We start from the raw sequence: 22,818 nt of genomic DNA, 5'->3' as shown, positions 1-22,818 counted from the left end.
CACGTCATGGGCATACTTGCCGAACGGCTCAGCCGCGTGAAGCCGTCGCCCACCATCGCCGTCACCAACAAGGCCCGCGAGCTGAAGGCCGCCGGTCATGACGTGATCGGCCTCGGTGCCGGCGAACCGGACTTCGACACGCCGCAGCACATCAAGGACGCCGCCAAGTCCGCGATCGACCGCGGCGAGACCAAGTACACCGCGGTCGGCGGCACGCCGGAACTGAAGGACGCGATCTGCGCCAAGTTCAAGCGCGACAACAACCTCGACTACAAGCCGAACCAGATCATCGTCGGCACCGGCGGCAAGCAGGTGCTGTACAACGCGTTCATGGCGACCCTGGACCCGGGCGACGAGGTCATCGTCCCGGCGCCGTACTGGGTCAGCTACCCGGACATGGCGATCCTGGCCGAGGGCAAGCCGGTGTTCGTCGACTGCCCGCAGGAGACCGGCTTCAAGCTGCAGCCGGCCGACCTGGAGAAGGCGATCACGCCGAAGACCAAGTGGCTGATCCTGAACTCGCCGTCGAACCCGACCGGGGCCGGCTACACCCGTGCCGACATGAAGAAGATCACCGACGTGCTGATGAAGCATCCGCATGTCTGGGTGATGACCGACGACATGTACGAGCACCTGGTCTACGACGACTTCGAGTTCTGCACCCCGGCCGAGGTCGAGCCCGGCCTGTACGACCGCACGCTGACCGTCAACGGCGTGTCCAAGGCGTACTGCATGACCGGCTGGCGCATCGGCTTCGCCGGCGGCCCGGCGCACCTGATCAAGGCGATGACCGACATCCAGTCGCAGTCGACCTCGAACCCGTCGTCGATCAGCCAGGCGGCGTCGGTGGCGGCGCTGAACGGACCGCACGACTTCATCAAGGCCAACAACGAGGTGTTCAAGCAGCGCCGCGACCTGGTCGTGTCGATGCTGAACCAGGCCAACGGCCTGAACTGCCCGACACCGGAGGGGGCGTTCTACGTCTATCCGTCCTGCAAGGGCGTGATCGGCAAGAAGACCCCGGACGGCAAGGTGATCGAGAGCGACAGCGACTTCGTCGCGGCGCTGCTCGAGGCCGAGGGCGTGGCGGCGGTGCAGGGCGAGGCGTTCGGCCTGTCGCCGCATTTCCGGATCTCCTACGCCACGGCGACGGAACTGCTGGAGGAGGCCTGCACCCGCATCCAGCGCTTCTGCGGTTCGCTGCGCTGAGCGTTCCGAGGATCGGGACCACGAAGGGCGCCGCCGACGCGGCGCCCTTTTTGGTTGCGCGCGACGCCCACCGAATCGGCTTGCGCCGGCCGTTCGGACCGGTCGAAGATGACGGTACCGACGCCGGTCGTCCCGGCGTTCCGACGATCAAGGCCCTCGGACCAGGGGCGACCACGGGATCATGCGACCCGGGACGCCCCCGCTCGAACCTCGACACGGGTGGCTGCACCCGGGCGAACCGAGGGAGAGCCACATGGCAGGAGAACCCAACGGCGCCACACGTTGCGCCGTGATCGTTGGACCGTATCAGTCCGGCAAGACCAGCCTGTTCGAAGCGCTGCTCGCGGCCTGCGGGACCATCCCGCGCAAGGGCTCGGTCAAGGACGGAACCACGGTCGGCGACACGGCGCCGGAGGCGCGCGCCCGGAGTGCCAGCACCGAGCTGACGGTGGGCTACGGACAGTTTCTCGGCGACTCCTGGACCTTCATCGACACCCCCGGCAGCATCGAGTTCGCGCCGGAGTCCCGCAGTGCCTGCATGATCGCCGACCTGGCGATCGTGGTGGTCGAGCCCGAGGCCGGCAAGGCCGCGGCGGCCGGGCCGATCCTGAAGTTCCTCGACGACCACGACGTGCCGCATGTCGTCATGGTCAACAAGATGGACAGCGACAACGAGCGGGTGCGGGACGTCCTGGCGGCGCTGCAGAGCTACTCGACGCGGCCGCTGGTGCTGCGGCAGATCCCGATCCGCGACGACGAGACGGTGACCGGCTATGTCGACCTGGTCAGCGAGCGCGCCTACCGCTACCGCAACGGCGAGCCGTCGGCGCTGATCGAACTGCCGGGCGACGTCGCCGACCGCGAGGTCGAGGCCCGCACCCAGCTGCTGGAGACCCTGGCCGACTATGACGACGGCCTGCTCGAGCAGTTGCTGGAGGAGATCGATCCCGACAAGAAGCAGGTCTATGCGCATCTGACCGAGACCATGCAGGCCGATCTGCTGGTGCCGGTGGTGCTGGGCGCGGCCGAGCGCGACAACGGCGTGCAGCGCCTGCTGAAGCTGATCCGCCACGAGGGGCCGAGCCATACCGCCTCGGTGGCGCGCCGCGGGATCGCAGTCGAGGGCGAGCCGCTGGCGCAGGTGTTCCGCACCGTCCACGCCGCGCATATGGGCAAGCTGTCCTACGTCCGCATGTGGCGCGGAACCATCAAGGACGGCGACGTGCTGAACGGCGCCAAGGTCTCCGGCGTCTACCGCGTCCTGGGCGGCAAGCTCGACAAGGTGGCTGCCGCCGCCGAGGGCGAGGTGGTCGCGTTCGGCCGCATGGACCCGATCCAGACCGGCGACGTGCTGACCCCGTCGGGTGGCGTGCCGGAGCCCGGCCTGGCCTGGCCGGCGCCGCCGCAGCCGGTCTATGCGCTGGCCGTCCGGGTGCCGGACCGCAACGACGAGGTCAAGGTGTCGGGGGCGCTGGCCAAGCTGTGCGAGGAGGATACCGCCCTGCTGGTCCGGCAGGATGCCGAGCTCGGCGAACTGGTGCTGTGGGGCCAGGGCGATACCCACCTGAAGGTGGTGGTCGAGCGGCTGCGCAACCGCTTCAAGCTGGCGGTCGAGACCGGCCGGCCGGCGGTCGCCTACCGCGAGACCATCCGCCGCTCGGCCGACCAGCATGCCCGTCACAAGAAGCAGTCCGGCGGCCACGGCCAGTACGCCGACATCAAGGTCAAGGTCGAGGCGGTGCCGCGCGGCAGCGGCTTCCAGTTCGAGGAGAAGATCGTCGGCGGGTCGGTGCCGAAGCAGTACATCCCGGCGGTCGAGGAGGGGGCCCGCGACTACGTCAAGCGCGGGCCGCTGGGCTTCCCGGTGGTCGACATCAAGGTCACGCTGTACGACGGCGGCTTCCACTCGGTCGACAGCTCGGACATGGCCTTCAAGATCGCCGCGCGGCTGGCGCTTTCCGAGGCCATGCCGAAATGCGATCCGGTCCTGCTGGAGCCGATCCACGAGGTCACCATCTCGGTGCCGTCGGACGCCACCAGCCGGGTGCATGGAATCCTGTCGAGCCGCCGCGGGCAGATCCTCGGATTCGACGCCAAGGACGGCTGGCCCGGCTGGGACGCGGTGACGGCCTACCTGCCGGAGGCCGAGATCCACGACCTGATCCTGGAGCTGCGGGCGCAGAGCCAGGGCCTCGCCAGCTTCGAGTGGCGGTTCGACCATCTGTCCGAGCTGACCGGACGGCTGGCCGACCAGGTCGTGCAGCACCGCGAGGAGGTGGATGCCCGCTGACGGGGACGGGCATCCGGATCCGACCGGTGTCCGTACAGTAACGGAAGGCTCCCGGGCGGCATTGTTCGTCCGGGGCCGGCCGTTCCTCACCCCGAGTTGATTTGGCGTATCGCGCGGAACGGCCTAGCTCGGAACGGTGAATGCCAAGCGAGGAGATCCGCCATGCTGATCAAGCGCACCCGGGGGTGGGAGATTCCCGACAACCGGGCGACGCCGGAAGGCGTATGGCTCGACAGGCGCCGCCTGCTCAAGGGGCTGGCGGCCGGCTCGATGCTGACCGGCGCCGCCGCCCTGTCCGCCGGTGCCGCCGCGGCCGAGACGACCGATCCGTCGGCCGGCCTGTACCCGCCGAAGACCAACATGCGGTTCCGCGGCGAGCGCTCGATGACGCCGGAGGACCTCGCCACCACCTACAACAACTTCTATGAGTTCGGCAGCCACAAGAACATCTGGCGGGCCGCCCAGGTCCTGCCGATCCGGCCCTGGACCGTCACCTTCGACGGCATGGTCGAGAAGCCCGGCTCGGTGGCGATCGACGACCTGCTGACCGCCATGGGGCCGCTGGAGCAGCGGGTGTATCGCCATCGCTGCGTCGAGGCGTGGTCGATGACCGTGCCGTGGGCCGGCTTCCCGATGAAGCGGCTGGTCGAGTACGCCAAGCCGCTCGGCTCGGCGAAATACGTGACCATGCAGACCTTCCAGAACCCGGAGATCGCTTCGGGCCAGAAGCAGCACTGGTATCCCTGGCCCTATGTCGAGGGGCTGACGATCGCCGAGGCGACCAACGAGCTGGCGTTCATGGCGACCGGCATCTACGGCAAGCCGATGCCGCCGCAGAACGGCGCGCCGATCCGGTTGGTGACGCCGTGGAAATACGGCTTCAAGTGCATCAAGTCGATCGTCCGCTTCACCTTCTCCGAAGAGCGGCCGGTGTCGTTCTGGGAGCGCATCCAGGGCAGCGAGTACGGCTTCTGGGCGAATGTGAACCCGGAGGTCTCGCATCCGCGCTGGTCGCAGGCGACCGAGCAGCCACTCGGCGAATCCGACCGCATCCCGACCCTGCTCTACAACGGCTATGGCGAGTATGTGGCCGACCTCTACAAGGGCATGAACGGCGAGCGGCTGTTCATGTGACCGGCGTCAGAGCTCCTGGCCGAAGCGGTCCAGGAACAGGGTCGCCGCGAGGATCATGTCGACGGTGGAGCCGTCGCGGGCGAGCGGCAGGTAGATCCGCTCGACCCTGACGTAGTCGTGCAGGCGCCACAACCTGGGACGGCCGGCGCGCCAGGATGCCTCGCCGGTCCGCACCACCGAGCCGAGCGAGCTCTCGACCCGGTCGTCGCGCGAGCCGGGCTTCAACTCGTCGAGATAGGTCCCGGTCGGGTCGCCGTCGAAGGCGCGGGCGATGCTGGTCCCGACCAGCCGGTAGCGGAACCGGAGCGCGGGCGCGCGGTGGACGTCGACCAGCCAGAGATTGGGCAGCAGCGTCGGGACGTCCATCGGCTCGAAATGGTCGCGGCCCGGCAACCTGCCGGGCGGTCGGATCGCGATCCAGTACTCGGTCAGCCGGCGGACCTTCGGATGCAGCGGACGGTCCAGCAGCGTCTCTGCCGGTGCACCCAGTTCCTGCTCGAGGTCGCCGTGCAGCGGGGATGGCGGAGCCAATCGAACTCTCTCGTCGTTGTCCGGCCCGGCGGGCACGCGCCATTCTTGCCGGCCACCGTTAACAATCTGTCACTGCTCATTATCCGTTGCCGCGGTACGGCCCGGGTGCGCCCACCCGGGCGGTCCGTTAGAGTCCCCGTCAGCAACAGGATCCGGTTCGGTTCGGGAGGAACGGCATGGCAAGGCTGCAGGACAAGGTCGCGGTGATCACGGGCGCCGCATCGGGCATCGGGCGGGCGTCGTCGGCGCTGTTCGCGCGCGAGGGCGCGGTGGTGGTGATGGCCGACGTCAAGCGCGAGGCGGGCGACGCCGCCGCCGCCGAGATCGTCGCCGCCGGCGGCCGGGTGGAATTCGTGACCGCCGACGTCTCCAAGGAGGAGGACGTCCGGGCGCTGATCGACGGGGCCGTGCAGCGCCACGGCCGGCTGGATGTGCTGTACAACAATGCCGGCGGCGCCACCGGCAAGGACGGCAAGGTCACCGACATGCCGCTGGACGAGTTCTGGCGCACCATGTCGGTCGACCTGTTCGGCACCTTCCTGGGCTGCCGTTTCGCGATTCCGCACATGGCGGCCGGCGGCGGCGGGTCGATCATCAACACCACGTCGATCCGGGCGCTGATCGGCACCGCCGGGGCCGATGCCTACTCGGCGGCCAAGGGCGGCGTGCTGACCCTGACCAAGTCGCTGGCCATGCAGTGGCACACCGCGAAGATCCGGGTGAACGCCATCGGCCCGGGCGTGGTCGCCACCGAGCGGGTGAAGGCGATGCTGAAGCCGGACGACCCGCTGGTCGCCAAGTCGCTGATGGGCGTCCTGGAACCGGACGACATCGCCTACCTGGCGCTCTACCTGGCGTCCGACGAGTCGCGGCGGATCACCGGCGCGATCCTGCCGGCGGAAAGCGGCGCCAGCGCGTTCTGAGGCCCGGGGCCCGGGGATGCGCCTGCTCGCGATCTCGGACCTGCACCTCGCGGCCGCCCAGAACCGCGAGGCGCTGGAGGCGCTGCCGGCCCATCCGGGTGACTGGCTGATCGTCGCCGGCGACGTCGCCGAGCGCCTCGACCTGGTGGACTGGGCGCTCGGCCTGCTGGCGGCGCGTTTCGAGCGGGTGTTCTGGGTCCCGGGCAACCACGAGCTCTGGACGGTGGCGCGGGAAGGCCCGGACGCGGCGCGCGGGATGGCGCGTTACGACCGGCTGACCGCGATCGCCCGGTCGCACGGCGTGGTCTCGCCCGAGGACGGCTATCCGGAGTGGCCGGGCCCGATGCCGGCGGGGGTCTCGCGGTTGCTGATCGTGCCGCTGTTCCTGCTCTACGACTACAGCTTCCGGCCGGCCGACGTGGCGCTGGCCGACGTGGTCGCCTGGGCCGACGAGGCCCACAACGTCTGTGCCGACGAGCTGCACCTGCTGCCGGACCCGTTCAGCAGCCGGCCGGACTGGTGCCGGGCCCGGCTGGACGAGACCCGGCATCGGCTGGCGCGCGAATTGCCGGCCGACGCCCACACCGTCCTGGTGAACCACTGGCCGCTGCGCCGCGACCTGGTGCGGATCCCGCGGGTGCCGCGCTTCACCCCGTGGTGCGGGACCACCGAGACCGAGGACTGGCACCGTCGCTACCGGGCCCATGCGGTGGTCAGCGGCCATCTCCATACCCGGCGCACCGACCTGGTGGACGGCACCCGCTTCGAGGAGGTGTCGCTCGGCTACCCGCGGCAGTGGGACCATTCGCGCGGCTGTGCGGGCTATCTCAGGACGATCCTCTGACCGCCGGCGCTATCGGTCGATCTCGATCCGACCCTCCAGATACGGCGTGCAACGCCCCTGCAGTTCGACCCGGCCGTCCCGCAGGCGGCACAGGATCTCGCCGCCGCGCGCCGAGGCCTGATTTGCCAGGATCTCGGTCTTGCCGAGACGGTCACACCAGTACGGCGCGAGGGCGCAATGCACGCCACCGGTCACCGGATCCTCCGGGATGCCGTCGCGCGGCGCGAAGTAGCGGCTGACGCAGTCGTAGCCGCGGTCGCCGGGCGCGGTAACGACTACGCCCCGCCGGTCCAGCTCGGCGATCGCCTCCGGGTCGGGACGGAGCGACCGAACCTGCCCGGCCGATTCGAGTACGGCTATGTACTGCCGCGGCGTCGCCAGCACCGCGACCGGGTCGATCCCGAGAGCCCGCGCCAGGCCGCTCGGCGCTTCGGCCGGCACCGGCGGGTTCGCCGGAAAGTCCATGACGAAGCCGGCGCCGTCACGCCGGACCACCAGGTCGCCGCTCTGTCGGGTCCGGAAGCGCACATCCGGCCGGTCCGGTTGCAGGACCGTCAGGACCACCCACGAACTTGCGAGGGTCGCGTGTCCACAGAGCGGCACCTCGATTGTGGGCGTGAACCAGCGGATCGACCAGTCGTCACCGTCCGGGCACAGGAATGCGGTCTCGGCCAGGTTGTTCTCGGCCGCGATGTCCTGCAGCCGGGCATCGTCGGGATAGGTATCGAGAACTACAACGGCGGCCGGGTTTCCCGCAAAAAGACGGTCCGTGAAGGCGTCGACCTGATAGATGGGAACGCGCATGGGGACTCTCGAAAGACGGCGACGAGTTCTTGAATTGTCGAGCGGACCCGGGGAACCGCAAGCCGGACATTGTGCCTGATACAAGATTCCGGCGGGCGGCGACGAGGCGAAGCCCGGCCGCGGTGCTTCCCGTCGGTCCGCAATGTCGGCGCGTTTCGCGGGGTGTCGGCGGCTGCGGCAAGCGCGCTAAGCTCGCGCCAAAGCAGGAGGAAGCCGATGAAGATGCGCGCCGCGGTCCTGAGGACTATCGCCCCCGACCGACCCTATGCGACCAGCCGGCCGATCCGGATCGAGGAGGTCGAGCTGCAGGCGCCGCAGGCCGGCGAGGTACTGGTCAAGATCGCCGGCGCCGGGCTCTGCCATTCCGACCTGTCGGTGATCGACGGCTCGCGGCCGCGCCCGCTGCCGGTGGCGCTCGGCCACGAGGGGGCCGGCACGGTCGTCGAGGTCGGGGTCGGCGTGCGCGACATCGCGGCGGGCGATCCGGTGGTGTTCCAGTTCTCGGCCAGCTGCGGGCGCTGCGAGCGCTGCCTGGAGGGCCGGCCGCAGATCTGCATCGCCCACGGCGCCGCCCGCGCCAAGGGCGAGCTGATGGGCGGCGGCAAGCGGCTGCGCGACACCAAGGGCGAGCCGGTCAACCACCAGTCCGGGGTTTCGTGCTTTGCCGAGTACGCGGTGGTGGACCGCGGCTCGGTGGTGCGGGTCGACAAGGATGTGCCGCTGGCGATGGCGGCGGTGTTCGGCTGCGCGGTGATGACCGGGGTCGGCGCGGCCCTGAACACCGCCAATATCCGGCCGGGGCAGAAGGTGGCGATCATCGGTCTCGGCGGCGTCGGGCTGTCCGGCCTGCTGGGCGCCAAGATGGCCGGTCCGTCGGTGCTGATCGCGGTCGACGTCAACCCGGCCAAGCTCGGGCTGGCCCGCCAGCTCGGCGCCGACCATGCCATCGACGCGCGCGAGCCCGACCATCTCGAGCAGATCAGGGACCTGACCGGCGGCGGCGTCGACGTGGCGGTCGAGCTGGCGGGCAGCATCAAGGCGCTCGAGACCGGCTACGGCATCCTGCGCACCGGCGGCACCCTTGTGACCGCCGGCCTGTCGCCGGCCGGGGCGGCATTCCCGATTCACGCCGCCGACCTGGTGACCCGGGAGATCACCGTGAAGGGCAGCTACATGGGGTCCTGCGTGCCGGTGCGCGACATCCCGCGCTTCATCGAGGCGTACCGCCAGGGCAAGCTGCCGATCGACCGGCTGATCGGCGAGCATATCGGCTTCGACGACATGAACCGGGGCTTCGACCGGCTGGCCGACGGCGAGGTGGTGCGGCAGATCCTGGTGCCGCACGGCTGATCCGGCGCGGCGGCCCTGGTTTCGCTACGGGTTGCGCGCCGCGGTCGCCTCGACCACCGCCGACAGGTCGCCATAGGCTTCGAAGATGCTCTCGGAGTCGCGGTAGTCGCGGGCCGCGACCACGCTCAGCACCTTTCCGGCGACCAGGATCGACTGGTGCAGCATCACCCGGGGGGCGGGCCTGGCGCCGCCGGGGACGCTCAGCACGGTCGCCAGCACCGGCCCGTAGCGGTCGCGGTGGACGATGCCGATCTCCTGCCTGCCGCCTGCCGGCAAGGTCGGCCAGACCCGGTCGATCTCGGCCGCGAGCCTGGCGATGTCGGCGCGGTAGTCGGCCGTGCCGCTGTCCGCCAGCGCCTGGGCGATCGCGGTGGCGAAGGCCGGCTGGTCGAACGCGAACACCGGCTCCAGGTGCTTCTCGGCGATCATGACGTAGCCGAAGCGCGGCAGGGTCGGCGGCTTGCCGGCCCGCCAGCCCGCGATGGTGTCGCAGCCGCCGAAGGCGAGCAGGGGAATGAACGCCTCGCCGGTCGCGACCGACAGCTCGTCGATCAGGCGACGGTCGGCCGGCTGGTCGGCATCGAAGAAGCAGTCGCCGTCGGCCAGCGCGATCGTCAGCTCGTGACCGCCGATCGCGACGATCCGCTGCTCACGGGCCACCGCCGGCGCCGGTCCCAGGGCCGCCAATGCACCGCCGACCGCCAGGACGCCGAGCGTCAGCCGGTGGAGGTGTCGCATCGCCCGCGCCCTACTCGCCGATCGATTCGGCGACGATGCAGGAGAACATCGGCCGGACCGGCTCGGCCGACAGATTCTGCTGATGGTTCAGGATGAACGCGAGGTCGACGGCCTTGAAGGCCTCGACCTGCAGGCTCGCGGCCTGCTCAAAGCAGGCCTTGGCGGTGGTGAATGTCACCCCGCTCTCGATCACCTGGTTGCCGATGATCGTCACCAGCATCCAAACCAGCTTCATTTCCCGCCTCCCGGAATCGGAGAGCGCCACAGTAGCAGGGGCGCGAGGCGGTTTCATCGGGCAGCGCGCGTTCCGCGTCGGTTCCCGGCCGACCGTTGCAAGCCGGCATCGGTGGCGGCGGCGTTCGATGGGTCGGGACGGTCGGGGCTGCGACATCGGGCGACGTTTCGGGGGTGTCGAACACCGGTCCCCACATGGCAGGGTGCGGCGATCACTGCGGGAGACCGGTCGAATGCAGGGACGAGCCGATGTCATGGCGTGGCGGCGGGAAACCCGGCGCCGGCTGATCGATGCCCGGCTGGCGCTGCCGGTCGCCGAGCGGGACCGGCTGGCCGAACGGGCGGTCGCCGCCCTGGAAGCCGCCGCCGACCTGTCGCGATTTGCCGTGCTCGGCCTGTACTGGCCGTTCCGCGGCGAGATCGACCTGCGGCCGCTGGCCCGCAGGCTGATCGACACCGGCACCCGGATCGGGCTGCCGGTGGTGGTGGCCAAGGACGCGCCGGTCGAGTTCCGGGAGTGGCACCCGGATGCGCCGATGACGCGCGGGGTCTGGAACATCCCGATCCCGGACGGCACGCCGGTCGTGCATCCGGCCGCTCTGGTGGTGCCGTTGGTGGGCTTCGACGCACGCGGCTACCGCCTCGGCTACGGTGGCGGCTATTACGACCGTACGCTGGCGGCGCGGCGGCCCCACCCCTGGGCGATCGGGCTCGGCTTCGACCTCGGGCGGCTCGACAGCATCCACCCGTTCGACCACGACATCCCGATGGACGGGATCGTCACCGAGAGCGGCGCGACCCGCCATCCGCGGGGCGAGCCTGGATCCGACGCGCCGACCGCTGGCTTCGCCTCGCCGGCATGCCTGCTGGCGGAGCTCGATCCGGCCGACCCCGGTCCCTGGCGGTAGGCGCAGGGCCGGGTGCCGTGGCGGGTCGTCGGTCACGGGCTCGGCCGGCGCGTTCGGCCGGCCGTCACTCGTCGGCGCTGCCGATCGGCTGGTGGAAATGCTCCGCCCATCCGACGAGCGTCGTGACCGTGCCCGTCGAATCCGGCGCGGACATCGGACAGACCACGGTCTCGTACCAGGATCGCAGGCCGAGCCGGGTGCGGTAGGCGATGCGCTGGAACCGTGGCGACGGGTCGGCGGTCACCGCGGCGTAGAGCGCGGCCAGCTGGCTCTGGGTGCCCTGGGCGTCGATCTCGGACAGCAGCAGGCCGGTATTGTCGTGCGGGGTGTGCGCGACGATGTCGGTCCCGACCAGGCGATACCGGAAGTCGCGACCCCGGTCCACGACGTCGACCAGGAAGGTGTAGGGCAGGAGGCTCCGGATCGCCGCCGGATCGATCGCTTCGCGCCAGGGCAGCGGGGCGTCGCCGCGCAGGCCCTGCCAGTAGGCCAGCCCGTCGCGGCAGATCTGCGACGTCAGGGCATCGGCCCCGTCGACGACGCGCGACACGGCCTGGACGACGGTCTGGCCGACCTGCAACCGCCGGTCCGTGTTGAGTCCCCGGTTGAGCAAGGCGTCCCCGGCCGTCTGGCGTTCCCACAGCAATGCGGGCCGTATCAGAGCCGAGGCGGCGAAGGTCGTCCAGAAACTTCGCAGAACGGGCTGTCGGCTCAGTCGCCCTTCGCCAGCAGACCGAGCGCGATGAGCGTCTCCCGGAGCCACGGCGGCAGGGCCCCGGGATCGGCCAGGCCTTCGTCGACGAACACCGCCAGCGTGGCACGGTAGCGCTCGGCGTTCGGGTCCGGCGTGTCGCCCGGGGCGGTGCGGGAGTAGGTGATCAGGGTCCGCACGATGTCGTCGGGAAACAGGTCCCAGGACTCGCCGGTACCGGCGGCCAGCAGCTTGCGCCGGCGCAGCAGCATCCGGGTCGCCACCGGGTCGGCGTCGGACGCCGCGAACTCGTAAAGCACGCGGTGGGTCGGCGGCAGGCCGGCTTCCAGCAGCTCCTCCAGAATCGCGCGTCGCTTCGCGTCCTGGGCCGGCGTCGACGGCTCGGGATCCAGGACGTGCCGGCCGAGGGCCAGCCGGAGCCCGTCGATCGCACAGTCGCTGCCGCTGCGGACATGCGCGCCACCCTGCCGGATCGCGGCCGCCCGCTCGGCCGCCGGCATGGCGGGCAGCCCGACGAAGAACGCCTGTGCGGCCCGGCAGCCGGCGTCCCGGGCAAATTCCCGGTACCCCCAGCCGGCCGCGACCGCCGCCAGAAGCACCAGTACCGCGATGGCCGGGAAGCTGGAGGGCTGCCAGCCGTCGCGCAGCACCACCCAGACCAGATAGCAGACCACGACCACGGCCCACAGCACGCCGGTCGCCATGGCGTAGACCAGATAGTCGAGGGCGTCCCAGCCACCGCTGGACAGCTTGCCGATCGCCAGGAAGGCGAGCGCCAGGGCGACGAACGGCACGGTGATGTACAGCAGGGTCACCGCGTCCCTCCGCAGCCGTTGCGTTGCCCAGCCGGTGGCCATCTACCAGCCCCCGCCGCCACCACCGCCGCCCCCGCCGCCGGACGAGCCGCCGCCGGACGAAAATCCACCGGAGGAGCCCCCGCTGCTGGACGGTCGGGTCGCGGCATGCACCGCAGCGCCGCCGAGGCTTCGCCCCAGGGTCTTCGACAGGCCGTCCAATGGGGCCGGCTGGCCGTCGCCGGTCACCAGCCATGCCGGTGCGTATCGGACAGACCCGCCGGTCGCGGCATCCCGCACCGCCAGCCGGGCCATCAGCCGGTCGGTCCACTGGCGCTCGACGCCGAGCGCCATCGCATAGGGCAGGTGCGCCTCATACAGCGCTTCGGTGATCTCCGGCTCGCGCCCGGCCGTGTTCAGCCGGTCGCCCTCGGCGACCGAGAGGTAGAGCCGGTAGCCCTCGATTCCGTCCCGCGTCTCCTGGCCGAGCCGGGTCGGGGCGGTCAGCAGGTGCCAGAACATCACGGTCACGACGATCGCGGCACCGGCGATCACCAGTGCCGCGGGTGGAACCATCTGGCCGATCAGCAGTCCGACACCGACCGCCGGCAGTGCGCAGACCCCGATGATCAGCAGGGAGATGCCGCCGCCGAATATCGAGGCGAACGGCGCGGGAGCCGAGCCGAGCCAACGTGACGCCAGGTTGCCGGCCACGGCGAGGGCAGGCGTCGCGAAGGCGGCGGCGAACACCGCCAGGACGGCGGCCTCGACGGTCGCGTCCTCGCCCATCGCGTCGGCGCTCACGCTGACCAGCACGGTCGCCAGGGCGAGCAGCGCCCCCAGTGCCCACAGCCCGCGGTTTCCGCGGAAGTAGGCGAGCCCGTATTCGCTGCCGAAGGCCTGCAGCAGGCCTTCCTTCGCCTTGCCCATGCGCTCCGAGAACTTGCCCCCGAAGGTGATGTCGTCCTCGCCGCCGCCGAACATCGCGTCGAACACCGCCTGCTCGCCGGGCGGCAGCGGGTGTTCCGGGGCCTGCTGCTTCCATGCCGAGAACTTGCCGCCACCCTCGTCCCCGAGGAGGATCACCCGCTTGGTGGCGAGGCTGGTCAGGGCGACCGACAGCGCCTTGCCGGTTTCGAACCCGCTCCCGAAGCCGGCGTTCCAGATGTAGCCGACGGCGACCGGCGACAGGCCGTTCGGGGCCTCGAACAGCGGCACGATCGTGCCCTTGGCGGGATCGCGGCCGACCCGGAACCAGGCGACCCCGAAATATCCGATCAGGGCCAGGAGCAGGACGCCGCCGAGGGCCACGCCGGTGTTGTCTGCGGCCCAGTACCGGAATTCCTGCCATGGACTCTCCCGGTCGACCAGGCCGGCCGGCCATGACGCGGCGATGGTGAACCCCTCGCCGGGAGCGAGCGGCCGGGTGGTGGCGATCGCCAGGCGGTCCGGGGATCGCGACAGGATCTCGAAGTCGTCGCCCTGCGCGCCGCGGGGGCCGGTATAGGCGTCGATTCCCGCGAGGGCCGCGCCGTCCGGCAGCCGCACGGTGACCGAGGCGCGGTCGATTGGGAACGCCCAGGCGTCGCCGGTGACGTTCCAGTACAGCTCGTCCTGCTCCGGTCGGTGGAACAGCTGGCGGCTGGTCTCGTAGGTGATGGCGTAGCGGTGCCGGCCGTAGGGCAGCATCACGTTGCGGTCGCCGATGTAGATCCGCTGGCCGGCGTTCAGTTCCTGGATGAAATACGGCTCGGGCTTGCCGTCGCGCTCGATCCCGAGGACCTCGAAGCCGGCGATGCGGTTGAAGCCCCATCCGGTGAGGCTGCGGGTCGGGAAGTCCCGGAAGATCCCGCGCCTGATCTCCAGGCCCGCCGCCTCGACCTCGATGATCTCCACCACCCGCAGCCGGCCGTCGGACTGCACGGTGATCGCGGAGTCGAAGGACAGGATGCGCTCGCGCTGGGCTGCCGCCGGGGGCATGGCGGCCAGCAGCAGCGCGATACCGGCGAGCAGCGCCGGCCAGAGGCGATGGAGCGGAAGCACGACGGTCGCCCCGGCCGGCTAGAACGCCACCTGGGGCAGCGCCCGGTCGGCGGCATGCTCGACCTCGTAGTACTCCTGCGGCTGGAATCGGAACCAGCCGGCGATCAGGTTGCTCGGAAACGATTCGATCAGCGTGTTCAGGTCGCGCACCGTGCCGTTGTAGTACCGGCGCGCCATCTGGATCTGGTTCTCGAGTTCCCCGAGCGTGGTCTGCAGCTCGACGAAGTTCCCGTCGGCCCTGAGCTCGGGATAGTTCTCGGCGACCGCGAACAGCCGCATCAGCGCGGTCGACAGTTCGCCCTCCGCCTGCTGACGCTCGGCCGGGCCGGCGCCGCCGGCGGCCTGCACGCGGGCCCGCATCTCGGTGACCGCTTCCAGTGTCCCGCGCTCGTGCTGGACGTAGCCCTTCACCGTATTGATCAGGTTCGGGATCAGGTTGCTGCGGCGCTTGAGCTGAACGTCGATGCCGCTCCAGCCCTCGCGGCAGCGCTGCCGCAGCGCGACCAGCCGGTTGTAGATCACGACACCCCAGCCCAGGATCGCGGCCGCGGCGGCCAGCAGCACCCAGGAGCTCGTCGACAGGTCCGCCATGTTTCATTTCCCCTCGCGGCCGGGCGCCCTCAGCCGGGCGCCGTCCGTGCCGAATCCCGCAATGTCCGTTACGCTCGACAGGCGATACGAGGGTAGCGTTTTCCAATCACATACTGGAATCGATTTTTCCGTTTCGATCCTTCGACGCCGGCTGCAGCAGAGCCGCGGCGCGACCGGGCGGTCAGGCGGGTTCGGGCTGGGGGCCGACTTCGACGTCGAGAGTCGGGCCGGCCCGATCGCCGGGGTAGACCCCGCGCAGTACCTCCTCGAAGTGCCGCCTGACGTCGTGCTCGCAGCGGCAGGCGATCCGGTCGAGCCGGGGGCGGTCCAGGATCCGCATGCGCCCGCGCCCGGTCTGCAGCATGCCGCGCGCCTTCATCGACTGGATGACGCGGTTCACGTAGGTCCGGCCCACCCCCAGCATGCCGGCGAGCTGCTCCTGGGTCAGGGCGATCAGGTCGTCGCCGGTCCGCTCGACCGCATAGAGCAGCCATTTGGCGGTGCGCTGCTCGATCGAATGCGCGGCGTTGCAGGCCACCGACTGGAAGACCTGCGCCAGCAGGCAGTCGGCGTAGCGGGCGAAGAAGTGGCGCAGGGTCGCGGACTGGTGCTTGGCCGCCTCCAGCGCGGCGGTCTCGGCGCGTAGGAACGGCCCGGGGTACTGCACGACGGCCCGCGCATAGGCCGGCAGGCGGCCCTGGCTGACGATCCCGCCGACCGCGCCCTCGCGTCCGACGAGCACGGTCTCGACGTCGGGGCCGTCGGCCAGCGCGACCCGGAACGACACCATGCTGGGTCCACAAGGAAAATAGACGTGATCGACCTCGTCGCCCGGGTCGTACAGCACTTCGTTGCTGTCGCCGTCCCAGCGGCTCAGGATGCGCGCCAGTATCGCCATATCATCCCCGGTCAGGGCCTGAAGAAGATTGCTGGCGTCCTGACGATCGCGGATATCTCTGTTGGTGTCGGCCAGCTGGTCATTCATCGCTCGGGCGCTCCGTCTGACATTTGTCTTCGGAGTGGCGGAACACCTGGCGGTTCGATGTGTTCCTCAGAGCACAGACATGACACGTCTTGCACCCAGGCGGTGCCGGCGGCGTGACCGGGGAAAGAAAAATGCCCGGCAGCGGGGGCTGCCGGGCAAGTTGAACAGGGAGGCTTCACGTCTGGGAGACGTAGGACCCCGAAGGGCCCTGCTCTGAGCGGGGGGCTCAGAGGGGATGTTGCAACGCAACATCCACACAGTATGAGAAATAGGTTGCCGAACGCTTAACGACCATTCGCAAAACAACAGTTCCGCTATGCGCTGCGTGCATGGCTGGCGATGCCGAATCGTTCATCCACGCAGGGCGCCGGTTCGGCTCAGAACTGCGACTTCGCGACCTCCTGGATCAGGAAGTCCCGCAGCACCGTGATGCGCTTGGAATGCCTGAGCTCCTCCGGGTACACGAAATAGGCCGGGACCTGCGGGCCTTCAAGGTCGGGCACCACGCGGATCAGGTTGACGTCCTCGCGCGCCATGTAGTCGGGCAGGGCGGCGATGCCGATGCCGGTCTGCACGGCGCGGTACATGGCGAAGTAGTTGTTGACCCGGAGCACCGAGGTCGGCCGGCCGCGCGGCCCGGACGCCACGTCCAGCAGCCAGTTCACGTTCGGGAACGGCGGATGCGCGGTCTCGCCGTAGATCACCAGCCGGTGGTCGGCGAGGTCGGCCGGGGTGCGCGGCACGCCGGCGGCCTTCAGGTAGGACGGCGCGGCGTACAGGTGGAACTTGATGGTCTTCAGGTGGCGCTGGATCAGGTCGGGCTGGCGCGGCGGGGTCAGGCGCAGCGCCACGTCGGCCTGGCGCATCGACAGGTCGAGCTCGCTGTCGTTCAGGATCAGCGTCAGGCTGATCTCCGGATACAGCTCCAGGAACGCCCCGATGCGCGGGGTCAGCCAGTTCGAGCCGAGCGCCACGGTGGTGGTGAGGCGCAGCGGACCCTTCGGGCGGTCCTTGCCCTCCGAGAGGATCGCCTCGGTGGTCGCCAGCTTGGCGAACACGTCGCGGGCCGTCTGGTACAGGATCTCGCCCTGCTCGGTCAGGATCAGGCCGCGGGCGTGCCGGTGGAACAGCGGCACCCGCAGGCTCTCCTCGAGATGGCTGATCTGGCGGCTGACCGCGGACTGGCTGAGGTTCAGCGTGTCACCGGCATGGGTGAAGCTGCCGGCCTCCGCGACCGCATGAAAGACACGCAGCTTGTCCCAGTCCATGACCCGCCCGCCGACAGTGGCGCGGCCACGACCGCGCTCCTCTATCTCTACACGAGACCGGTCGTCGGGTTAACCCCTTCGTCCGGCGACCCGATTCCGCACGTCCGCGCGTGCGGGGCGGTTACTCGGCGGCGGCGGCCTGGGTGGAGTCCTCCAGTTCGGACAGATAGCGCTCGGACTCGAGCGCCGCCATGCAGCCCATGCCGGCGGCGGTAACCGCTTGGCGGAACACCTTGTCGACGCAGTCGCCGGCTGCGAAGACGCCCGGCACCGTGGTGCGGGTCGAGCCCGGCTCGGCGATCAGGTAGCCTTCTTCGTCGACCGGCAGGTGGCCGCGGAACGGCTTGGTCGCCGGGTCGTGGCCGATCGCCACGAACAGCCCCTCGGCCGGGATCACGGTGGTGTCGCCGCTGTTCACGTTCTTGATGCGCACCGCCTCGACGCCGGCGAACGGGCCGTCGCCGCCGATCACCTCGTCGACCACGTGGTCCCAGATCACCCGCGCCTTGGGGTTCCGGAACAGCCGGTCCTGCATGATCTTCTCGGCGCGCAGGCTGTCGCGCCGATGCACCAGCGTCACCGAGTTGCAGATGTTGGCGAGATACAGCGCCTCCTCGACGGCGGTGTTGCCGCCGCCGACCACCACCACGTCCTTGTCGCGGTAGAAGAAGCCGTCGCAGGTCGCGCAGGCCGAGACGCCGCGGCCGTTGAAGTGCCGCTCGCTCGGCAGCCCGAGCCAGCGCGCCTGGGCGCCGGTCGCCACGATCACCGAGTCGGCGAGGTAGACGTCACCGTTGTCGCCGATGCAGCGCAGCGGCCGGGTCGAGAAGTCGACCTCGACGATCACGTCGCTGACGATGGTGGTGCCGACATGCTCGGCCTGCTTCTGCATCTGCTCCATGAGCCAGGGGCCCTGGATCACGTCGGCGAAGCCCGGGTAGTTCTCGACCTCGGAGGTGATGGTCATCTGGCCGCCCGGCTGCAGCCCGGCCACCAGCATCGGCGAGAGGTTGGCGCGCGCCGTGTAGATGCCGGCGGTCAGGCCGGCGGCTCCTGCGCCGATGATCAGAACCTTCACGCGATGCTCGGCCATCGACTCCTCCGTCCGTGGGAACCCGCCCAACATAGTGGCGCCGCCGGGCGCTCTCAACCGGGCTTCCCGTGACATTCATCCGTGCCGCAACCGCGCCGAGTCGCCGGCCGCGGGGGAGGCCGGTTCGCCGGGTCCGCGGCCGGCGACTCGGCTCAGAACCCGAACATGTGGTCCAGCGAGAACGCCGCGCCGTCGCGGATCAGGCCGTGATAGCCGAACAGCCGGCAGGTGGTGTCGCGGATCAGCACGTAGCCGCCGCCGGCCGCCTTCGCGAGGTCGGCCGGCCCGAACATCTCCGAGGCCCGCCACAGCCGCGAGCCGCCACAGGCGATGGCCAGCGGCGCGCGGGCGATCTCGGCGCCGTCGGCCGCGGTCAGCACCAGCTCGGTCGCCGACGCCTCGTGCCAGGGCGTGGAGGCCGGGTAGATCAGGTGGCACAGCGTGTCGACCCGGTCCAGGTCGTGGCCGAGCCGCAGGAACAGCCGGGTCGAGAGCCCCGGCGGCGGCCCGCCATAGCTCTGCGGCTCGCCCTTGAAGGTCAGCACGCCGTTGAAGACATGGGCGCCGAAGCTGGTGTCGGCGGCATGGCCGGTCTGCCGGTCCTCATAGCGGAACAGGCCGTGCAGCCAGCCGTCGGGAGCGTCCCCAGGGGCATCGCCGGGGGCGCCGGCCTCGAAGTCGTAGATCAGCTCGATGTGACCGTAACCGGAGTCCAGGCCGCCGCCGTTCAGCAGTTCGCCGGCCTCGATCGCCACGCTGTCGGAGCGCGACAGCATCCCGAAGCGGTGGCGCGCCGCCTCGCTGCCGTCGGCGTCGTACAGCACCGCCTGGATCGGCAGCCGGTCCTGCGCGGTCGACATCGGGGTCGGCAGCGCGAACGACCGGTAGCGGTCGAGCGGCAGGACCGGCGCCGGCAGGATCCAGCCCTTGCCGAGATACCGGGCGGCCTCGGCGATCCGCGGGTCCGGCTTCAGGTCGACCCGCTCGACGTTGACGTGGGCGATGCGGTTGCGGCGGTTGCCGGCGCGGATCTCGTAGCGCGGTCGCACCACGTGCTTGCCGGCCTGCAGCTCGAACTGGGCCGGCCAGCGCTGCTCCGGGAACAGCGCCGCCGGGTCGAGTGGCCGGCAGCCGAAGCCCGGGATCGCCTGGTCGAAGGCGCGGATGTCGTGGCGGCCCATCAGGTTGAGGCCGATGGCCCCGGCCGGGACCGGCGTCGGATGGGCGTTCTGCAGCCACAGGGTGACGCGCTCGCCGTCCTTCGGGGCCGGCAGCCCGGCATAGAGGTCGGCCGGCCATGCGTTGGCGTCGTGGGTGCAGGACAACTCGTCGTCGGCGTCGCCATAGGTGTCGACGGCGTATTTGACGACGTCGTGGCCGCGGGCGCCGATGGCGTGGATGAACAGGGTGCCGGCGAAGTTGCCGAGGCCGAAGCGCCGGCGCACCTCGGCGCTGTCGATCACGATGCCGGAGACGCCGTCCGCGAGCGGCTGCTCCCAGGTCGCGAGCACGCCGCCGTCGGCGTCGAACAGCCGCAGCCACAGCCGCAGGTCGCGGGCGCCGTAGCCGGTCCAGTAGTTGGCGGTGACCAGCCGGGTGTGGCGGCCGGCCTCGTCGCGCAGGAAGCCGAGGTTGGTGGCGAAGTTCAGCGGGTCCAGGTATTTGCGCGGGTTGCTCAGCATGCCGTCCGGCAGGCGCGCCGCGTCCAGGGTGACCAGCTCGGCGCCGGCCGGCAGCAGGTGCCGGATGTGGTCGGCGGCCCGCGCGGCATCGAAGCCGGCGATCAGCACGGTCCGCGCCGCGCAGTCCGGCAGCGCGGTCACCGGTTGCGCGGCATGACCCAGGACGTCCTCGCCGATCCGCTCCACCGCCTGGACGAACACGCCGGCGACCGTCAGGCGGGTGAGGTCGTGCAGCTCCGCCAGGGTGCCGAGATGGCCCATCGGGTCGTACAGCGCCACCGGGCCGGCGTCGGCGAGGCGGGACAGCAGGTTGTCCAGCGCGTCGGCGGTCAGCGGGTGGCCGACGGCCTTGAAGAAGCTGAAGCCGCCGACCTGGTTCGAGAAGGTATCGATCTTGAGGGCCATGGCACGTCCGGGTGCGGTCGGTGCGAAGTCGCCCGGATGCATACCCGACCGGGACGCTTCGGGCAACGCGGCCGGATGGCTCAGGCGCCGGTCGCCGGGGTCGGGCGAGCCGTCCAGACCAGCCCGTGCCAGTCGCCGCCGCCCCATGCGGCCGTGAAGTCGCGGCCCGGATCCCTGTGCATGCCCAGCCGCTGCATCACCGCCTGCGAGCGCAAGTTGTCCGGCGCGGTGAAGGCGACGACTTCCGGCAGGCCCAGCCGGTCGAAGGCATCGTGCAATGCCGCCGCCGCGGCCTCGGTCGCGAAGCCCCAGCCCCAGGCGGCGCGAACCAGTCGCCAGCCGACGTCGAAGGCGGCGCCGGCAGGATGGCCGGGCTCGAGCGGCATGACGCCGGCATAGCCGAGGAACCCGTCGTCGTGGCCGGTCACCGCCAGCCGGGCGGTGCCGGCCTGCGCCAGGGTCGCGACGTAGCGGTCCAGCTTGGCGTCGGCGGCCGCCCGGTCGACCGTCCCGCCCAGGTCCTGCATGACCGCAGGGTCGGCGAGCATCGCGGCGAAGGCCGTGCGATCGGCGTCCCGCCAGGGCCGGAGCCGGAGGCGCGGCGTCTCGATCATTCCCGGCCGGGCAGCAGGCCGGCGTCCGCCAGCCGACGGCGCAGGATCTCGCCGACCCGCGGGGTCTCGTCGAGCGGCGGGTGCGACCAGGTCTCGATGCGGCCGGCGAACGGCCGGCTGTGGCCGGCGGCCCGCAGCCGCTCGTGGAAGGCCGCGAGCCGTCCGCTCTCCGGCTCGACCGAGGCGATGTGGACCGGTTTGCCGGTGGCGCAGGCCTCGGACGCCATGTTCACCGAGTCCGAGGTGACCACCAGCGCGTCGGCGAGCGCCAGGAAGCCGAGATACGGGTTCTCGCCGTCGCCGGTCCACACGATCGCGGCGCGACCGGCCAAGCCGTCGCGCAACGCCGCCCGGGTCGCCTCGTCGGTGCGGCGCGAGGTCGCGACCAGCAGCCCGGCGCCGGCGTCGGCGACGTCCCGCAACTGGGCGACGAACCGGGCGACCGCGTCGGGCGAGAAGTCGTAGCGCTTGTTGCTGCCGCCGACCATGACCGCCACCAGCGGGCGCCGCAGGCCCTCGGCCTCGACCTCCCACTGCCGGGCGGCCTGCGCCAGGATTTCGGGATCGTGCGGGTTGAGGGCGCCGAGGGTGGTGACCACGTTGCGGCCGCGGGTCGGGTCGTGCTCGGGCACCACCAGCAGGTCGAAGTGCCGGGGGTTCAGGCGCGGGTCCTGGATATGCGCCACGAAGGCCCGGCCGCCCGACAGCCGCTTGACCGCCAGCGCCGCCCCGGCGGTGCGCCGGCCGCAGGAGATCACCACGTCGGGCCAGGGCGCGACCAGCGGGTCGCCGCCGGCCGTGGCCGGCACGCCGGGAACCCGGCCGAGCACCGGCAGCGCGCGCAGCAGCAGGCTGGGGTGGATGCGCTTGACGATTGGCGTCAGGCCGGCCGCCTTGGCGAGGCCCAGGCACTGGATCCGCATGCCGACAGTGCCGTCGGTCAGAATCCAGGTCAGCGGCTGCTGAGCGTTGGGCATCGGTGATTCGGCGGGATTCTTGGACATTTATATCACGTTTGTGTAATAATCTTGCGCGACATGACGGGTATGCCTATGTTGATTGCTGTGGCGCTTCCGGCGCCGATCTCCTTCGTTCACTCCGACATCTTCACTCAAATGGGAGCCGCGCGATGCGTCGCGTGAAACTTGACCGGATCGATCGCCGCATTCTGCGCGATCTCCAGGACGACGGCCGCATGACCAATGTGGACCTGGCGAGCCGGGCCGGGATATCCGCCCCGCCCTGCCTGCGGCGCGTGCGCGCCCTGGAGGAGGCCGGGTACATCAGGGGTTACCATGCCGACGTCTCGCCCGAAATGCTCGGCTTCACGGTCACCATCTACGCCCATGTCGGCCTGACCAGCCAGGCCGAGGCCGACCTCGCCCGGTTCGAGCAGATGGTCGGCGAGTGGCCCGAGGTCCGCGAGTGCCACATGCTGATGGGCGAGGCGGACTTCCTGCTCAAGATCGTCGCCAAGGACTGGGACGCGTTCCAGAAGTTCCTGACGTCAAAGGTGACGCCGGCGCCGCTGGTCTCCAACGTCAAGACCGCCCTGGTGATCCGCACCCGCAAGCGCCTGCCGGGGGTGCCGATCGAGGAAGAGCCCGAGGATCACGACGAGGAGCACGAGGGGGCGTAACCCTTCGTGGCCCTCCGCTCCGCGGAG

The 22,818-nt window shown here is 70.5% G+C and carries 22 protein-coding genes; 8 read left to right on the top strand and 14 right to left on the bottom strand.

Annotated features, from left to right (window positions below):
• Positions 1–6: 6 nt before the first annotated feature.
• From RIC31_RS20390 to msrP, 3 genes are all read left to right on the top strand, one after another.
• Positions 7–1,209: a pyridoxal phosphate-dependent aminotransferase gene (locus RIC31_RS20390; RefSeq protein ID WP_350112017.1), complete on the top strand. Its 1,203-nt coding sequence runs from the start codon at positions 7–9 to the stop codon at positions 1,207–1,209.
• 253 nt (positions 1,210–1,462) lie between these two features.
• Positions 1,463–3,499, top strand: a complete 2,037-nt coding sequence (locus RIC31_RS20385) for an elongation factor G (RefSeq protein WP_350112015.1) — start codon at positions 1,463–1,465, stop codon at positions 3,497–3,499.
• 162 nt (positions 3,500–3,661) lie between these two features.
• A complete protein-coding gene (gene msrP, locus RIC31_RS20380; RefSeq protein WP_350112013.1) occupies positions 3,662–4,633 on the top strand; it encodes a protein-methionine-sulfoxide reductase catalytic subunit MsrP in 972 nt (323 codons plus the stop codon).
• A 6-nt stretch (positions 4,634–4,639) separates the two neighbouring features.
• On the opposite strand, the gene RIC31_RS20375 is transcribed toward msrP, so the two are convergent.
• Complete coding sequence (locus RIC31_RS20375; RefSeq protein ID WP_350112011.1) at positions 4,640–5,164, bottom strand: PAS domain-containing protein; 525 nt, start codon at positions 5,162–5,164, stop codon at positions 4,640–4,642.
• Between the two features lie 176 nt (positions 5,165–5,340).
• Here RIC31_RS20375 and RIC31_RS20370 point away from each other — a divergent pair, with 176 nt between their 5' ends.
• Together RIC31_RS20370 and RIC31_RS20365 are read left to right on the top strand one after the other, a co-directional pair.
• On the top strand, positions 5,341–6,087 hold the full coding sequence (locus tag RIC31_RS20370; RefSeq protein WP_350112009.1) for an SDR family NAD(P)-dependent oxidoreductase: 747 nt from the start codon (positions 5,341–5,343) through the stop codon (positions 6,085–6,087).
• Between the two features lie 16 nt (positions 6,088–6,103).
• A complete protein-coding gene (locus RIC31_RS20365; protein ID WP_350112007.1) occupies positions 6,104–6,931 on the top strand; it encodes a metallophosphoesterase family protein in 828 nt (275 codons plus the stop codon).
• 9 nt (positions 6,932–6,940) lie between these two features.
• On the opposite strand, the gene RIC31_RS20360 is transcribed toward RIC31_RS20365, so the two are convergent.
• On the bottom strand, positions 6,941–7,735 hold the full coding sequence (locus RIC31_RS20360; RefSeq protein WP_350112005.1) for a PhzF family phenazine biosynthesis protein: 795 nt from the start codon (positions 7,733–7,735) through the stop codon (positions 6,941–6,943).
• A 216-nt stretch (positions 7,736–7,951) separates the two neighbouring features.
• Between RIC31_RS20360 and RIC31_RS20355 the strand changes: the two genes are divergently transcribed.
• A complete protein-coding gene (locus RIC31_RS20355) occupies positions 7,952–9,085 on the top strand; it encodes a zinc-binding dehydrogenase (RefSeq protein ID WP_350112002.1) in 1,134 nt (377 codons plus the stop codon).
• A gap of 24 nt (positions 9,086–9,109) precedes the next feature.
• Here the strand turns inward: RIC31_RS20355 and RIC31_RS20350 are convergent, their stop codons facing one another.
• Together RIC31_RS20350 and RIC31_RS20345 are read right to left on the bottom strand one after the other, a co-directional pair.
• Positions 9,110–9,823, bottom strand: a complete 714-nt coding sequence (locus RIC31_RS20350; protein ID WP_350112000.1) for a hypothetical protein — start codon at positions 9,821–9,823, stop codon at positions 9,110–9,112.
• Between the two features lie 10 nt (positions 9,824–9,833).
• Complete coding sequence (locus RIC31_RS20345; RefSeq protein ID WP_350111998.1) at positions 9,834–10,058, bottom strand: hypothetical protein; 225 nt, start codon at positions 10,056–10,058, stop codon at positions 9,834–9,836.
• Positions 10,059–10,290: 232 nt separating this feature from the next.
• On the opposite strand from RIC31_RS20345, the gene RIC31_RS20340 reads away from it, so the two are divergent.
• Entirely contained in the window at positions 10,291–10,965 is a 675-nt protein-coding gene (locus RIC31_RS20340) for a 5-formyltetrahydrofolate cyclo-ligase (RefSeq protein ID WP_350111996.1), read from the top strand.
• 64 nt (positions 10,966–11,029) lie between these two features.
• Here RIC31_RS20340 and RIC31_RS20335 read toward each other — a convergent pair whose 3' ends face one another.
• From RIC31_RS20335 to RIC31_RS20290, 10 genes are all read right to left on the bottom strand, one after another.
• Positions 11,030–11,545 (bottom strand): PAS domain-containing protein, encoded by a 516-nt coding sequence (locus tag RIC31_RS20335; protein ID WP_350111994.1) that lies wholly within the window; start codon positions 11,543–11,545, stop codon positions 11,030–11,032.
• A gap of 131 nt (positions 11,546–11,676) precedes the next feature.
• Entirely contained in the window at positions 11,677–12,492 is an 816-nt protein-coding gene (locus tag RIC31_RS20330) for a hypothetical protein (protein WP_350111992.1), read from the bottom strand.
• Between the two features lie 42 nt (positions 12,493–12,534).
• On the bottom strand, positions 12,535–14,514 hold the full coding sequence (locus RIC31_RS20325; protein WP_350111990.1) for a DUF2207 domain-containing protein: 1,980 nt from the start codon (positions 14,512–14,514) through the stop codon (positions 12,535–12,537).
• Between the two features lie 18 nt (positions 14,515–14,532).
• Entirely contained in the window at positions 14,533–15,105 is a 573-nt protein-coding gene (locus RIC31_RS20320; RefSeq protein ID WP_350111988.1) for a LemA family protein, read from the bottom strand.
• 181 nt (positions 15,106–15,286) lie between these two features.
• Positions 15,287–16,090: a Crp/Fnr family transcriptional regulator gene (locus RIC31_RS20315; protein ID WP_350111986.1), complete on the bottom strand. Its 804-nt coding sequence runs from the start codon at positions 16,088–16,090 to the stop codon at positions 15,287–15,289.
• A gap of 377 nt (positions 16,091–16,467) precedes the next feature.
• Positions 16,468–17,358, bottom strand: coding sequence for a LysR family transcriptional regulator (locus RIC31_RS20310; protein WP_350111984.1), 891 nt, complete (start codon positions 17,356–17,358; stop codon positions 16,468–16,470).
• A 121-nt stretch (positions 17,359–17,479) separates the two neighbouring features.
• A complete protein-coding gene (trxB, locus tag RIC31_RS20305; RefSeq protein ID WP_350111982.1) occupies positions 17,480–18,451 on the bottom strand; it encodes a thioredoxin-disulfide reductase in 972 nt (323 codons plus the stop codon).
• 152 nt (positions 18,452–18,603) lie between these two features.
• On the bottom strand, positions 18,604–20,538 hold the full coding sequence (locus RIC31_RS20300; RefSeq protein WP_350111980.1) for a hypothetical protein: 1,935 nt from the start codon (positions 20,536–20,538) through the stop codon (positions 18,604–18,606).
• A gap of 80 nt (positions 20,539–20,618) precedes the next feature.
• Positions 20,619–21,152, bottom strand: coding sequence for a GNAT family N-acetyltransferase (locus RIC31_RS20295; RefSeq protein WP_350111978.1), 534 nt, complete (start codon positions 21,150–21,152; stop codon positions 20,619–20,621).
• A complete protein-coding gene (locus tag RIC31_RS20290) occupies positions 21,149–22,129 on the bottom strand; it encodes a mitochondrial fission ELM1 family protein (RefSeq protein WP_350111976.1) in 981 nt (326 codons plus the stop codon). The genes RIC31_RS20295 and RIC31_RS20290 overlap by 4 nt, the downstream gene beginning before the upstream one ends.
• A gap of 152 nt (positions 22,130–22,281) precedes the next feature.
• On the opposite strand from RIC31_RS20290, the gene RIC31_RS20285 reads away from it, so the two are divergent.
• On the top strand, positions 22,282–22,791 hold the full coding sequence (locus RIC31_RS20285; RefSeq protein WP_350111973.1) for an Lrp/AsnC family transcriptional regulator: 510 nt from the start codon (positions 22,282–22,284) through the stop codon (positions 22,789–22,791).
• Positions 22,792–22,818: the final 27 nt, after the last annotated feature.

The sequence above is a fragment of the Thalassobaculum sp. genome, assembly GCF_040219615.1.
GTDB lineage: Bacteria > Pseudomonadota > Alphaproteobacteria > Thalassobaculales > Thalassobaculaceae > Thalassobaculum_A.
This window is presented reverse-complemented; position numbering and strand designations above follow the sequence as displayed.